Origin of the sequence: Flavobacterium sp., from assembly GCF_031422135.1 — a bacterium.
In the GTDB taxonomy this organism is placed as follows: Bacteria; Bacteroidota; Bacteroidia; order Flavobacteriales; family Flavobacteriaceae; genus Flavobacterium.
The window spans coordinates 1-14,609 of the sequence record NZ_JANOQD010000028.1 but is presented as its reverse complement, the minus strand read 5'-3'; the positions used below and the strand labels follow the sequence as shown (position 1 = coordinate 14,609).

The 14,609-nt window shown below is 32.1% G+C and carries 18 protein-coding genes and 1 pseudogene; 5 read left to right on the top strand and 14 right to left on the bottom strand.

Annotation, left to right across the window (positions count from 1 at the left end):
- Positions 1–21 precede the first annotated feature (21 nt).
- The 5 genes from RMO70_RS04225 to RMO70_RS04205 all read left to right on the top strand — a co-directional run bounded on the left by RMO70_RS04225 (position 22) and on the right by RMO70_RS04205 (position 4,156).
- The gene (locus RMO70_RS04225) at positions 22–852 is read left to right on the top strand and encodes an RteC domain-containing protein (RefSeq protein WP_310555177.1); all 831 of its coding nucleotides are present in this window, start codon (positions 22–24) and stop codon (positions 850–852) included.
- A 537-nt stretch (positions 853–1,389) separates the two neighbouring features.
- Positions 1,390–1,680, top strand: a complete 291-nt coding sequence (locus RMO70_RS04220) for a helix-turn-helix domain-containing protein (RefSeq protein ID WP_310555176.1) — start codon at positions 1,390–1,392, stop codon at positions 1,678–1,680.
- 322 nt (positions 1,681–2,002) lie between these two features.
- A complete protein-coding gene (locus RMO70_RS04215; protein WP_310555175.1) occupies positions 2,003–2,689 on the top strand; it encodes a transcriptional regulator in 687 nt (228 codons plus the stop codon).
- An 82-nt stretch (positions 2,690–2,771) separates the two neighbouring features.
- Positions 2,772–3,380, top strand: a complete 609-nt coding sequence (locus tag RMO70_RS04210; RefSeq protein WP_310555174.1) for an ATPase — start codon at positions 2,772–2,774, stop codon at positions 3,378–3,380.
- A 122-nt stretch (positions 3,381–3,502) separates the two neighbouring features.
- The gene (locus tag RMO70_RS04205; RefSeq protein ID WP_310555172.1) at positions 3,503–4,156 is read left to right on the top strand and encodes a hypothetical protein; all 654 of its coding nucleotides are present in this window, start codon (positions 3,503–3,505) and stop codon (positions 4,154–4,156) included.
- A gap of 212 nt (positions 4,157–4,368) precedes the next feature.
- On the opposite strand, the gene RMO70_RS04200 is transcribed toward RMO70_RS04205, so the two are convergent.
- The 14 genes and pseudogenes from RMO70_RS04200 to RMO70_RS04135 all read right to left on the bottom strand — a co-directional run.
- On the bottom strand, positions 4,369–4,947 hold the full coding sequence (locus RMO70_RS04200) for an NAD(P)H-dependent oxidoreductase (RefSeq protein WP_310555171.1): 579 nt from the start codon (positions 4,945–4,947) through the stop codon (positions 4,369–4,371).
- Positions 4,948–4,949: 2 nt separating this feature from the next.
- Entirely contained in the window at positions 4,950–5,969 is a 1,020-nt protein-coding gene (locus RMO70_RS04195; protein WP_310555170.1) for a saccharopine dehydrogenase, read from the bottom strand.
- A 62-nt stretch (positions 5,970–6,031) separates the two neighbouring features.
- The gene (locus tag RMO70_RS04190; protein ID WP_310555169.1) at positions 6,032–6,598 is read right to left on the bottom strand and encodes a Crp/Fnr family transcriptional regulator; all 567 of its coding nucleotides are present in this window, start codon (positions 6,596–6,598) and stop codon (positions 6,032–6,034) included.
- Positions 6,599–6,850: 252 nt separating this feature from the next.
- Positions 6,851–8,023, bottom strand: coding sequence for a nitronate monooxygenase (locus tag RMO70_RS04185; protein ID WP_310555168.1), 1,173 nt, complete (start codon positions 8,021–8,023; stop codon positions 6,851–6,853).
- Between the two features lie 13 nt (positions 8,024–8,036).
- The gene (locus RMO70_RS04180) at positions 8,037–8,561 is read right to left on the bottom strand and encodes a YceI family protein (RefSeq protein WP_310555167.1); all 525 of its coding nucleotides are present in this window, start codon (positions 8,559–8,561) and stop codon (positions 8,037–8,039) included.
- Between the two features lie 149 nt (positions 8,562–8,710).
- Entirely contained in the window at positions 8,711–9,232 is a 522-nt protein-coding gene (locus RMO70_RS04175) for a Crp/Fnr family transcriptional regulator (protein WP_310555166.1), read from the bottom strand.
- 471 nt (positions 9,233–9,703) lie between these two features.
- Positions 9,704–10,030: a GNAT family N-acetyltransferase gene (locus RMO70_RS04170; protein ID WP_310555165.1), complete on the bottom strand. Its 327-nt coding sequence runs from the start codon at positions 10,028–10,030 to the stop codon at positions 9,704–9,706.
- A complete protein-coding gene (locus RMO70_RS04165) occupies positions 9,996–10,205 on the bottom strand; it encodes a hypothetical protein (protein WP_310555164.1) in 210 nt (69 codons plus the stop codon). Before RMO70_RS04165 ends, RMO70_RS04170 begins: the two co-directional genes overlap by 35 nt.
- Before the next feature lie 625 nt (positions 10,206–10,830).
- The gene (locus RMO70_RS04160) at positions 10,831–11,232 is read right to left on the bottom strand and encodes a carboxypeptidase-like regulatory domain-containing protein (RefSeq protein WP_310555163.1); all 402 of its coding nucleotides are present in this window, start codon (positions 11,230–11,232) and stop codon (positions 10,831–10,833) included.
- A 163-nt stretch (positions 11,233–11,395) separates the two neighbouring features.
- Positions 11,396–11,890 carry a YdeI/OmpD-associated family protein gene (locus RMO70_RS04155; protein ID WP_310555162.1) on the bottom strand — a complete coding sequence of 165 codons (495 nt, stop codon included), beginning with the start codon at positions 11,888–11,890 and terminating at the stop codon, positions 11,396–11,398.
- A gap of 6 nt (positions 11,891–11,896) precedes the next feature.
- Complete coding sequence (locus RMO70_RS04150; RefSeq protein WP_310555161.1) at positions 11,897–12,526, bottom strand: hypothetical protein; 630 nt, start codon at positions 12,524–12,526, stop codon at positions 11,897–11,899.
- 73 nt (positions 12,527–12,599) lie between these two features.
- The gene (locus tag RMO70_RS04145) at positions 12,600–13,295 is read right to left on the bottom strand and encodes a YafY family protein (RefSeq protein WP_310555160.1); all 696 of its coding nucleotides are present in this window, start codon (positions 13,293–13,295) and stop codon (positions 12,600–12,602) included.
- Positions 13,296–13,767: 472 nt separating this feature from the next.
- Complete coding sequence (locus RMO70_RS04140) at positions 13,768–14,220, bottom strand: hypothetical protein (RefSeq protein ID WP_310555159.1); 453 nt, start codon at positions 14,218–14,220, stop codon at positions 13,768–13,770.
- Between the two features lie 266 nt (positions 14,221–14,486).
- A pseudogene (locus tag RMO70_RS04135) lies at positions 14,487–14,609 on the bottom strand (IS982 family transposase); the annotation flags it as partial.

Below are 14,609 nucleotides of genomic sequence, written 5' to 3'. Positions count from 1 at the left end.
GTGAACTAATAATTCAAAAAGATGTTAAAAAAAACAATTGAATCATTTAATGCTACTTGCAATGAAATTTTAGAAGCAAACGAAATGATGCTAACCAAGGCAAGCAATGGTATTCTATTATGCAATAAAACATTATCGGACTTAAAAGAAATTGTCGACAAGAAAGATTTCAATACCGTCCCTGAAGAAATTGATTTTTTTAAAAATGTTAAGCCCATACCAATGAGCTTATTAATTTATTTTACCGAAGTACGTTCCTGCGAATTGAGAACGCCTAAAGCAGGCAACACCTACAAAATTCAATTTCTCCAAAAAGAATTGCGAAAAATAAATAAGTTCTTTTATCGCAATGCTGATTTTGTACATTATATGGAACAAGGATACAATTATTTGGATCATCAATTCTTCACCCGAAACCACCGGAATAATTTTCCGTTCACACCAATGACCGATTATTACCAGTTTCCGGAATTTTCAACTTCACAAGATATGCTATGGGCTAAGGTAAAAGCGATGTACCGTTTTATTCATTATATCCGACAAGCACTAAAAAGACTGAAAGTAGATGATTCCGAAATCTTTGAAGAAAAAAAACACAAAGTATTGGTATGGACAGGGCCAAAAACAGCCTTGACAGAATTGATCTATGCCTTGTTTTCGAACGGGGCGATCAATCATGGTGCGGCTGATATTAATATGATAACATCATCCTTTGAAGATTTTTTTAACATTAAATTGGATAATGTGTACAAAACCTACACCGAAATAAAAGCCCGCAAAAGTAGCAAGACAAAATTTTTGGAGGAATTGACCCTGAATTTACAACAAAAAATAGCAAGAGAAGACGCTTAAAAACAGCAATACTAAAGTAATTTAATCTCGAATGTGTCGTCTTGATGTTGAATTTTATTCTAAAAAAGCAATATGAAATGACGTAATATATTAGAAGCACTCCAAACTCCCCTCTTGAAATCGAAGATTCAACGACTCCAATACTAAATAAAAAATGGAGTTATAGGGGTTAGGAGTGTGTTTTCATAAGCACTTAAAATTCAAAATTTCATGTTCTACACACGAAAAACAAGGGATACTTTTCCCATCAAATCGTAACTACGAAAAACAACAAGCAGTAAAACCTTATTTGAAGCGGGATTTACTGCTTTTTTATACCTTAAATATTCCAAAAATAAAATCTAGAAAACAGAACTGCTGGAATAAATAAACTACCCATTTTTTTTTTTTGCAATTATTTACCCAGTAGTATCTAGACTTAACTAGTTTTTAATGTTAAATCTTTTCGGTACTACGAAAGCTATTGGGATAAACTTCAACAAAAGCTACTGAATTTTGTGAAAGCAAACTAAAGTGTATTAATCTAAAACAAAAAATATGTCAGCAACAATAATTACAACCGAAGATCTATTAGAATTCAAAATTGATTTATTGCAAGAAATCAAAAAAATGATACAATCATCAGAACTAAGTAGTATCAAAAAATGGCTAAAATCAAAAGAAGTAACCAAACTCCTCAATATCTCTCCAGGAACACTCCAAAACCTCCGAATCAACGGTACACTAACCTACACCAAAATAGGCGGAACAATTTACTACGATAATACTGATATCGAAAAACTATTAAACACAAACAAAGTATCCGCAATACCTAGTTTATTCAAATAATAACAGGCAGCTCAAGTCCCTCTCTGTCATTGCGAGAAACGAAGCAATCTAGGGAAATAGGGTGAGGAAAAACCGTATAACCGTATAACCATATAACCGAATGATCCATAAATCATAAACCACAATGAACTACATCAAACACCTTACCGGTTTCTTCGACCGTATCATCCAGGATCGGAACCTCAACCCTACCCATATCAGCTTATACATTGCCTTGTTTCAGTTCTGGAATATCAACCGCTTTCAAAATCCTATAAGCATTACCAGAGACGAAGTGATGCGAATAAGCAAGATTTCTTCCAAGGCAACCTACCACAAGTGTATGAGAGAATTAAATGAAAAAGGATACGTCAAATACGAACCCTCATTCAATCCCTATAAAGGAAGTATGGTGATCCTTTTTGATTTTTCAGAATACCTAAAGCCAGTTCAAAAAAAAGCAAGCACTTCTGAAAAAATTTTGCCAAATATTGAACAAGCACTGAACAAGCAGCAAACAGGTAGTGATACAAGTACTAGTACAAGCACTGAACAAGCACTGGTATCTTCTATAAACAATACAAACATTACAAACAAAACAAACATTTTAAAAGATTTAAACTTGGATGAGCAAACTCAAAATTTTGAAGATGAGAATGTCATTGCGAGGAACGAAGCAATCTCAGAAAAAAATGAAGAAGAAAAAAAGTTGCGCGAAAAAAAGAAAGGTAATATTGTCGCTTCGAGCGCGTCATCCAGAGCGCAGTCGAAGGACGAGAAGCCAACAAACGATGAAGTCAAATCCTATTTCCTCCAACAAAACTTACCCGAACTCGAAGCCAATAAGTTTTTCAATTACTTCTCCAGTGTCGGTTGGCTAGTTGGTGGCAAAATCCCGATGGTCGATTGGCAAGCCGCTGCGCAAAACTGGATGCTAAATGCGAACAAATTCAATCCCAACGAAATACTCCCAGACAGAGCAAAACACCTCAACATCGGAAACGACAAAGACTATTCAGAACCGCTATAACTAAATACAAACGTGCTCAAAACCCCTCTCCTTTAGAGAGGGATTTAGGGTCAGAATAACCCAAAACTGAAAACTAAAACCTATGACCCAACACAACTACCCCGAATTAATCACTTGGCTCGAACAAAAGGGAAAAAAAGACTTTGGTAATAAATTCCACTTTCTCGAGCAGGACATACCATACATCACAAAACTCATTGCTTATTTCCTCGAGGATGAAGCAATTTGTTATCAATTAGATATAGACCTCGCCAAAGGAATACTACTTTCAGGTCCAGTCGGTTGTGGAAAAACGACCCTAATGACATTAATGAGATACGTTCCACAACCCAACAAAAAGTTCTTTCTCAAACCTTGTCGTGATATTAGCTTTGAATTCATCAAAGTCGGTTACGAAGTCATCCACCGCTACAGCCACGGACACAACACCCACGCAGAACATAAAAATTACTGTTTCGACGACTTAGGCATCGAAAAGAACCTCAAATACTTCGGTAACGAGTGTAATGTAATGGCAGAGATAATACTCTCCAGATACGACATTTTTATCTCCAAAAAAATCCAAACCCACATCACCACAAACCTATCCGCCACCGAAATAGAAACAGCATATGGCAACCGAGTCCGCTCCCGTCTCCGCAATATGGTCAACCTAATCGCCTTCGACAAAACCACCAAAGACAAACGATAATGAAACCTATACCTCATCGAAAAGTACTCCTAATTCCCCTCTTGAGATGGGCTATGGGTGTGTAACCCATACACAATTAACCGATTAACCCTTTACAAAAACCCACAAACACATCCCTCACCATGAAAAAAATCATCACCTTTTGGAACTATTTCAAAAAAAACGAACAAGAAATCTTGAACGCAATCCTGCTCGGTATCAATACCGAAAAAACCCTCTCCCAAATAACAAAAAAAATGGATTATGTTTCTCGAAGAATCGGATATATAATTAAAGCTCCAAAAACAATCAATGACAAATTCATTATTATTTTTACCGGGAACGGATACCGCAAACTATTCGCAAAAATCATTGCATTAGAAAACCAAGCACCGGTGCTGTTAAACTTCAGCGCCCAGGCATTTATAAAACCATTGGAAGATGCTACAAAATTCATAAACGGTACCGACGAACCCTGTAATTGTGGCAACTACGAAATCAAAATTAGTGAATTACAAATAGCACTATTGGACTACAATATCGAAACTAAGCAAATAAAATTAAACATCTACCTACCCGATTACAACGAGCTAAAACATTTCGAGGATTTAAAACATAATATCAATTGGATTGTAATGCAAATCATAGGAGAAATAGCCTTCCACAGACACATTAAACAAATACAGTTAAACCAAATGCTATTAGAACAAAAAGGGCTGTTAAACCTAATAGAACTACCAGATTTCATTGAGTATCTTTACAAAATCAATTCCAGAAATAAAAAGAGACAAGTTTAGATGAAATTGCATCAAATTATGTTATCCTATACGAAGATTATTTTTGTCAATTCTTAACAGAATATTTTTTTAGGTAGTATCCCATATTTTGGTTATTTTTTGTAGTAGAATGCGGTAGCGCTTTTGAATAGTGCCATTATTTTTAATATTTACTTTTTTAGAGGTGTTACAAGATAGCTATGAATGATAGTTTTTAGTTGCTTTTTTGCTTTTTATTTTTGTTTAGCTCCTAATTCTTCTACTTTCACTAACCACTTTTTTCTTAAATCTGTTGTTGCTGTTTTTACTACACCAATGTATGTTACTTTCACTGGCTTCACTCCACAAAATTCCAAAGTTGCTTTTTTAAGTTGATTAACACTTGGTCGCCCATATACAAGCCAATAATACCAACTTGGCTGGTCAAGAGTTGTAATAATATGTGCTGTTTTCCCTTTTAATAATTTGTCCCACAATATGGAATTTTCTCTATATTGAAATGCAAAACCTGGCAAAAAAAGTCTGTCAATAAAACCCTTTGTAATTGCAGGAAGTCCACCCCACCAAACAGGATGAATCCACACTAAATGGTCAGCCCATTTTATTTTTTCCCAAGCATCGGTTAAATTAGGTTCTAATTCCGTTCTCTTTTGGTAGCCAAATTGTAGATTAGGATTAAAATCTAAATCTGCAATTATTATTTCTTTTACTTCTGCTCCTGAGTTTTCTGCTCCATTTTTATAAGCTGTCGCAATTCCAAAACTGAATGCATCCTTATTTGGATGTCCGTTAATTATTAAAATTTTTTTCATTTCTATTTAATTATAATTGAGTTGTTTGATTTTAATGAATCAATAAATTGGTGAGATTTGTGTAATTGGTGGCTAAAATAAATGCCATTTGGATTTGAATTTTCTAACATTTTTTCTACATGAAGCACAGTAGAAAAAGCTGTTAATTCTGACTGTCCTTTTTCGCATTTCAAAATAATTTTATTTTCTGTGGAATTATTTTTTACATAGACAATTTCAAAAGTAGCAATATCACCCTTACCGCTTCCACCGAAAATCAGCTTTTTTTCTTTAAAATTTAAAATTTTAAAGAAGCTTATTTTTTGCAAAATTGCTAAAGTTGATGTAATAAACTTAGAATCAAATGTTAATTTAGAACTTACATTTGGAATTTTTTCTATTTGGTTAAAAATATATAAATCTGGGATGTCAAAATCAAAAACCTTTCTAGTTTGTTTATCGAAATCAAAATTGTGATTTTCTGTTTCTAAAAAATGCTTAGTTTCAATAGCCAAATTGTTTTGATAAACAAAGAATGGTTTGCTTACATTTTCAGCCATAAAATCAGCAGAACTGTTTCCAGCTTTGTCTTTGGTTGAATAATATGCTATGATTTTTATTTTTTTTATTTCGTTTGCTAATACACCTGTAGCATAAAGTAATAATGGAGTTATGCCACCCATCCATCCAGAGCTAAAAACAATTCTACTTTCTACTGGACTATCTTTTATCTTTAGATATGCTTTGAGTAATTCACTCGAAGGTTTTGTAATATCAATATAATCAATTTTATGTGTTATGGCATAGTTGAGAATATTATTATTGGTATCTTTGGTGCATACAATTATGAGATCAATAGAATGGTTTTTCAATGACTCGTACGTTTCTAAATCATTTACATTTATTTGAATATGATTTTGATCTATACTTTTTTTTCTTGTTCCTATGATGATTTTTTGATTGGGATTTCTTTCAGTCATCATTTTTTGAATGGTTTGCCCTATCAATCCTGTTCCGCCAATAATTAAAATTTTTTTACCCATCTTTTTTATATTTATGATGCGCAAAAATAAAAGTCAAAAAACAAGAAATACAGGACAAATGTCTAAAAAGAAATTTCTCTTCTAATTCTGCTCAAATGTCTTTGTGTAATCCCTAAATATGAGGCTAAATATTGTAAAGGAATGTTTTGTATATATTCTGGTTGATTTTTAATTAGGTCAGAATAACGTTGTAAAGCATTATTTTTTTGTAATTGAAATATCCGCTTTTCTAGTTCGATGTATTGTTGCTCGGCAATAATTTTTAAGAATTTTACCCAATTCGGATTTTTCATTGCCAAATCATCAATTTTATTTTTCGGAATTATCAACAATTCAACAGAAGTAATTGCTTGGATGTTTTCATCAGTACTTTGTCCCGTAATAAATGAAGAATAGGCTGTCATTAAATTGTTTGGAAAAGTAATACAATAGGTAATTTCTTCTCCTTTGTCCGAAATATAAAAGGAACGCAAAGTACCACTTAATATAAACGCCACATCTTTGCAAGTTTCGCCTTCACGAATAAAATAATCTGCCTTGTTTAAAACTCTCTTTGTTGATAAATGAATGAGATTCCCAATTTCATCATCGGTTAAAATATTAAATGATTTAAGGTAATTTTTTATCATTTTTATCAGAGATTGTGACCAAAAGTCGTTGTTAATTGCTATTTAGTTTACGTATTTGTAATCGGTTGATAGTTGTAGAATGTCGTTTTACAATTACAGCTAAGGCTTTATGGCTTTATAAAGTTGTGTTTTTCAAAACACAAATGTTCAATAAATCGCATATGTTGATTAGGGATTCAAATGTTCAAAGTTAGCAATTTGCCCCAATTTTGCAAAATCCCTGCTGTGCGTCCGTCTCTTACGTCCTGTTGGCTACATTTTATTCATTTCATTTACCAATGTTTCCATTAATATTTTAGCATCTCGATGTTTTAATAGTAAAGCCGATTGTCCTGCCCAATATGATTTATAGTCTGAGTTTGAATCAGTGCTTGATGGATATGCTTTTAGTAAACCCATAAACTTACTTTGCAAAGGGTATGGAGCAAATAAGTCTTCGTGATGCTTTAATTCTTCGGTAAGCCTGTTTCTAATTCCTCGTGATAGTCTGCCAGTGAATACTTTTGTAAGTGTTGTATATTTGGCATCCAAAGTAAAAAGTTTGTCTTTATGGTCTTGTGAAGCATTAGATTGTGTTGTTGCCAAAAAAGCTGTGCCCATTTGCACTGCATCAGCGCCTAAAGCTAATGCAGCCTTTATGCCTCTTGCATCTGCAATTCCCCCTGCTGCAATTATTGGAATTTTCACGTTATCCACAACTTGTGGTATAAGTGAAAATGTTCCTGTCAAAGAATCTTCAGCCGACCTTAAAAAAGAAACTCTATGACCTCCAGCTTCAAAACCTGTTGCAACTATTGCATCAACTCCTCCATTTTCCAAAGCAATTGCTTCATCAACTGTTGTTGCAGCACCAATTGTTTTTATGCCTAGCCTTCTACAATTCTCTAAAACATCTGATGAAGGAATACCATAAACAAAGCTAAATATTGCTGGTTTTGCATCATAAATAGCTTCTATTTGTTCCTCAAAATTAGCCCCAAAATTAGTTGGTCTTTCTGGAATTGGCATGCCTAATTCATTAAAATAAGGCTTGAATAAATCTGTTAGTCTTTTATAATCTTTATCGCCAAAACTTGCTAGTCGTTCATCTCTGTCATTTACCCATAAGTTGATATTAAAAGGCTTTTTGGTTAGTTTTCTTATTTCGTTACAGGTTTCAATAATTTCTTTTGAAGAAAACGGTTGACCTCCAAACGAACCTAATCCGCCTGAGTTTGAAACGGTACTTGTAAGTTTAACGGACGATAGTCCGCCACCAAACGGACCTTGAATTATTGGATATTCTATGCCCAATAGTTTTGTAAATTTTGTATTATTCCACATTGTCTTTTTACTGTTAAATGTTGATTGATTCACAAAAGATGAAAGCGAATTGAATGAAACACCTGCTAAAACAATCGCTTTTAATGCACTTCGTCTTTTCATATTATTTTAGATTTTATGCTTGTCCTATAAGTTTGAATTGTAAAACAAAATCATCATAAATAAGTTTATCGCCCAAGTTATCAATAAATTTTCCCGAACCGTAGCGAATATTGTATAATGTTCTATCTATTACCACTTCGCCAAGTGAATGCAAAGTATCTGTAAATATTTCAATCGAAGATATAAAACTGATTGGATGTGAAATGTCTTTGATAGTCAGATTTCCATCTATTTTGAATTTATTGGTTTCGATTTTATTTGAACCTGTTATAGTAAGTGTAGCAGTTTTAAATTTATCAACTGAGAAAAAATCATCGTTTTTTAAATGTGCTAAAAAATCATCGTGCGATTTTTTGTCTTCTATATCTGTAATAACAATTGAAGTCATATCAATTTGGATTTCTCCACTTTTGATAAGGTTGTCTGCCATTTCAATAAAGCCGTCTTTAATATTAATGCTTCCGGTATGTATGCCTAAAACCTTTTTGCCAGTCCAGTTTACAGTACTACTTGATTTTTGAATTTTAAATTTTGCCATTTTAATTTTGTTTTAAATTATTAATGGCGCAAAGTTCTATGAAGTAAAAAGGAAGCAAAAGGACATAAATCACAACTTTTATGTGATGTACATCACATTATTTTGAGGAAGAGTTAAATCTGCTAAGTGTTTCTCTTGTAACACCTAAATTAGGACGCAATAAGTTGTTTAGGAACTTTTTGAAAAAGTTGGGGATATAATTGTAGTAATTGATCGTATTTTTCTTTTGCATTATTGCTTAATAATGAAAGTATTCTTTGTTGTAATGCAACATTACGTTTATTGGTTTTCTTTCTAAAAAAGTGCTCTATTTTATGAATTTCGGCACAAAGTTTTTCTCTGTTCTGAAAAGATAAGCAAAGTAATTCACTGTCTTCAATACAATCAATATTTATAGTTGCTTTTGATTGATTGTAGTACGCCTCATAGTCAGTAATCCACCAGTCCTGAATTCCAAAAGCCAAAATATGCTCTTTGCCATTTTTGTCTGTGAAGTATGATTTTAAGCAGCCATTCAAAATGAAATAGTCGTTTGGCACATTTTCTCCTTCTTGAAGTATAAATTGATGCTTTTTAAAATTCTTTTGTACAAAATGTGACAAAACGTATTCAAATTCTGAGTCAGAAATTTGAATGATTTTCTCTATTTGTTTTCGTAAAATAGTGCTCATACACTCTTAATATTTGTTAGTCTGTTGTTTTGCGTAGGCTGTCTTGCGATGTCTGTTAATGTCTCGTGGCTTGGCGTCAGTTGGGGATTTGATTAGCAAAATATATCAATTTAAGACCGAACTTCCAAGTACAAAACCAACTTTAAAGTTTGCCTAAAACCCCAATTGCGCCAAACGTCTGTTGAACTAAACCTACGGTAGCTGTATCTTGAATAGCAACTTTCAAATTGTTGATAATAATTATTTTTTTTGTATTTTTAAAGATAATTCAAGGCGACTGATTTTAATTTAAAATATTGATAATCCGTTAAATGTCGATAAGTTATAGTAAGAAGTATCTAATATCTTTGATCTCTCTCAAAACTTTATAATAGTTCCTTATTCTTAAGGGATGTGTAATTGGTTCCGTTCAACAGGGGTTACATTGTCCATGCTGCGCACACAACGAAACCCTAGCCGTTAGCGGTAGTTTTATTTATTAGTTGTTAAGTCTTTATACATTATGTAAGTGTCAACAAGTCCCAAGGTTTGGTGTCTAAATGCTTTTGGTGTTGTCCCAATTATATCAAATCCAAATCTTTGCCACAACTTTACTGCACTTTCATTTGTGCTAACTACAATATTGAATTGTATTCCTAAAAATCCTTTGTTTTTGGCAAATTTTATTGAGTGTTCACAAAGTAATTTTCCTGTGCCACGTCCATGAAATTTTGGGTTCACCATATAACTGCAATTTGCAACGTGGTCGCCAAGGTCAATTTGGTTAGGCTTGATAATATATGTTCCTAAATATTTCATTATTGTCGTCAACCGCTACAAAAGTGTCCATATAGTCAGCAAACCAATGCTTGTTTAATTTGTTTTTTTTTGTCTTTGGGTCAAAAACATACGTGTCACCTGTCGAAATAACATTTGTAAAGATGTCCCAAACTTTGACGTAATCGTTTTGTTCGTCTGCTTTTCTGATATTCATTATAAATTCCTTTTAGTGATTTTTGTCTTGCCGATGGTCGGTTCTAACTTTGCACATTCTGTTTTCGGTTACAATTTTCAAGTTTCCACTATTTAGGTTTCCACTTACAATTCCAAATTTAAGTTTTCCGCTTATTTGGCAAAATAAAAATTGAGTCAATTCGTTTTTTTTATTTACACATTGTATTTAAGTAAAAACTTAAACTTTGTCCACTTTTTCTCCAACTATCCATTGATTTTTCTCTGAAAAAACTTGTTTCTGTCGCTGACATTGCCGTTGATATTCCAAAATATTTGCTTTTTTCGTTAGCTTTTTTGCTTTCAACCCATTGAATTGTAATTACAATATTCTCGGTTTCCTTATCTAAATAAATTTCATATGGTTTCAAGTCTAAATTAAACCAACTTTAAATTCATCTTTGATTTCAAAAACTATATCTTTTTCGAAAATAAGTATTGTTGGAAATCCATTTTCAATTTTATAAAAATTCAACCTAAATTTCAGAGAACTAAATTCATTAGAATTTATGTTGAAATTTAAATCATTTATTTTGCAATCTTTTTTTAGTTTGAATTTCATTCCAATTTCTTTGCTCAATCGATCATCAACATCTTTTTCGTAATAATTAAAAATTAAAGTGCATAAGTCCAAAACCTTTTGAATTTCTTCCAATTATTTTTGGTTTTGGTTTTACAAGTTTCACTACAACTTCATCTAATTGGTTTTTCTCTGGGTCTAATTCAATTACGTTATTTGATAATTTAAGTTTTGATATGGCAATTGTTTGAGTTTGATAACCAACATAAGAAAAAGATACCAAATTATTTTCATTAATTTTTTCATTAATTTTTATAGGAAATTTTCCGTCAGAGTTTGATACAGTTCCTGTATTATTATTTGAAATTCCGATATTGGCATATTGTAAGTAAGTTTTGTTTACTGCATCTTTTATTTCTCCGTTTATTATTTTTTCTTGAGAAAAAGAATTTAATGTTATTGCTATTAAAAGGAAAAAATATAATTTCATATTTTGTTTGTTTTTCGTTCATTCGGGCAAAATGACGCACAACGTCTTGCTAGTAGGCGATGGTCGGGCTAAATAAAGCAATTATTTTCGGATTTTCACTAATTTCCCAAATACAAAACCATTTTTCCATTAAGCCTGATTCCCGACTATTGCTTACTAGCTGTTACCTGCTGGCGTTTTTGTCGGTCAATATATTTTTTGCTATTTTGTCTATCGATTTAGCAATTCGTTCTACTTTTGTTGCGTCTGTTTTGGCAGAATAAATCCATTCTATAATTGTTTTTTGTTCTCCATTTGTATAGTTTAAAAAGGTTTCATAAGTATTTGGTTCGTCCATTAAGCAAAGTTTTAATTCCTCTGGAATGTCAGTTGGAAAATTGTCGGCAAATAAAACTATGTGAACATAGTCGCCTTCTTTTTTTCTTATTTTTTTTCTTATTTCTACTTTCACGGGCAGAAATAGATTTCCATTTCCCATTGGTTGCAAATTATAATTTTTAATTTCAAATTGGTCAATTGTTCCTCGAACTCTTACCCAACCAAAAGGCGTGTTTTTGTTTTGTACTATTTCAGGAATTTTTGCAAATGTCCAACCGCCTTTGCCTTGGAATTTTTCGAGCAAGTATTCTTTATCAACCAATGGGATTTGTTCTGTCATTTTTCGTTATGCTATTAAATACCAAAAATCAAGTTCCATTGTGGTTTCGTCTGCCATTTCCAACAATGGTTTGCAAAATGGATTGTTAAAATAACCAAAACATATTTCTTTGGTTTTGCCCAAAGTTTCACCAATGGTTATTTCCGAAAATCTATTTTCTTTTACTGAACCTATAAAATGTGCTTTTGTATTTTCAAAAGTGTTTAAGTACTCTCTTTCTATACTTTCTGATATTGTCAATAATTTATGATTATCATTATTATTTTTGAGTTCAAAAGTTCCACATTCCACACACGAAAAATGATTTGGAACGACAAAATCATCTTTCAATATTTTATGAAATACCATTTTAATGCTTTGTTCATCAATTAATTTAAAAAAATCTTGTGCTTCTTGAAGTTGCATTAGGTTTTCTTCTATTTTTTTAAAATCATCAATTTCTGTTACAAAAAGTACATTCGCATAGTCATTTTTGAAGTTACGAACTAGACAGTGAAAAATTACCCCATTTTGTTTACTTAATACCGTTTCAAATTTCCTAACTGCATTTATCAGTTCATCATCTGTTACAGCTTCTTTTTTCTTGAAACTTGTAAATTCCATTGCTCCTGCAAAATTGTTGTTTACTCTTATCATTTTTTTGAGTTTTAAATTAATACTTCTGCAAAAGTATAATGGGGTTGCGACAACCTTATGTCAAGGGTCAAATTTATATTTTACACATTTCAAAATATTCTTGAAGTGAAATTTTGTGCGGTTCAAATTGTTTATTAAGTATTTTTAAATTTTGAATTTTATCCAATCTAAAAGCTCGAAAATCTTTTCTCAATTGGCAAAATGCTATGAGTACCCAATTTTCTTGTGTGTTGTAAAGTGCAAAGGGTTCAATAATCCTTTTGGTATTTTCGTTTTTCTCGTTTGAAAGATATTCTATTTCTGAACAATTAAAATTGGTCAAAGCTAACTGCAATGTTGATAAAAAGTTACTGGTTTGATTATTGTCTATGTTGTATCTGAATGCTATTCGATTTGAGAGCAAGTTGGCTTTCGCTTTTGTATTGTCTCGTAAAACTGATTTGATTTTGTTAATTGCTTCCGCGAATGCTGCAACTAATGAAGCGTCTTTGTTTTTCACTATTAGTTGTTCTGCCGTAATTAATGCGTTGGCTTCACTTTCTGTGAACATTATAGGTGGAATTCTGTACCCTTCCATCAAATAGTAGCCTTTGCCTTCTTCTGTCAAAATTGGAACTCCTGCTTCTTCTAATGCTTTTAGGTCTCTATAAATTGTCCGGTTACATACTGAAAATTTGTTGGCAAGTTCGGAAGCTGTCAAGAGCCGCTTTGATTGCAGTAGTGTCAAAATTGTTGTTAATCGTGAAAGTCTTTTAGTATTGTCATTCATTTGTGTTTCATATTTGAGTGTTTCATTTAGCCCAGTCCTCATTTGCTTGTTTGAGAGAAAGGAGGAGCCTTTTTTCTAACTCGTTTATAATTAATATAAATTGATAGTAAAGACCCTAATAGGGAAGATTGCCCCTAGTAATTATGATTTTTTAGAAGAGATTTCTATTTTTTTACACTTTTGTTTAACCTATTTTAGGACAAGATAGTTGTAATTTCTGACATTCCATTTAATACTGACCACCATCTAATAAAATTATAGTTGACTTATTCTTTCTGCCACAACATTTTTTCTTGAAATTCAGCATTCCAAAAATTACCAGTTTCCATTTCGGTTTCTATTAAATTAAAGATTCCGTTTGCTGAAATTTCAGTAGTAAAAATCAATAAAATGATTAAGTTAAATATTTGTTTAATAGTGATTTATCCGTAATTTCCACATCCTTTTGTATTTTCGTCGAATTTTTGCCTGTTTATTTCTTGACAAAAAACATTCTTGTAATAAATATTCCTTTACCATCATTCGTTCCAGAGTCTGATTCAACTCCGCTAGTAATAAATGCAACTGACCAACCCTGCTTGACTACCTCGTTTATTTTTGCAGCTATTATTGCGTCATTTGATGCAATATTGCCAAAATTTATACCCACTAAGCTATAAAAGTTTAATAACTTAGTCTCTTTCATATTCTCACCTATTTCTTTTAGATCTTCTCTTTCAATTAAATCCTGTTTTGATTTATTTCCTTCTCGAGTTGTAGTTAGCGCATTTACATCAGGTGTTCCTTGGGTTTCAATAATTCTTGAACGACCAGCACCCATTGGTACTATTGACTCAATTATTGTTACAACTTTATACTCTTGTGCAGAAACAGTTAAAGTGGTCATTAATCCAATTAAAAATAAACTTTGTTTCAATTTTTTCATTTTGTTTTTGTTTTTATTTGTTCTTACTCATTTGGCTTTTCAGAATCCGCCCCGTTTATTTGAGTGGGTTCTTGGCTCCACTTTATAAAATTATTTTTATTGATTTCGTCGTTTTGAAAACATAGACAAAAACATAGCTGGCAGTAATCTTTAGTCAAATTTGATGTTTGGTTTTTCGATTAACATTTTGTTTTTGTTTAATGTAGCAAAACGGGTTTGGTTTGGCAAGATGGCCGATTTTTAGTATTATAACCCGTTGGGTGCAATTAAATTATTTGTGTTTTAATGTTGTTTATTGGTCTTTCAAAAATAAATTTATTGATGAATTGCACCAAAGTTAATGCTGTTATTTTAGCTAAAATTCTTGTTTTAAAACCTTGAAAAGATTT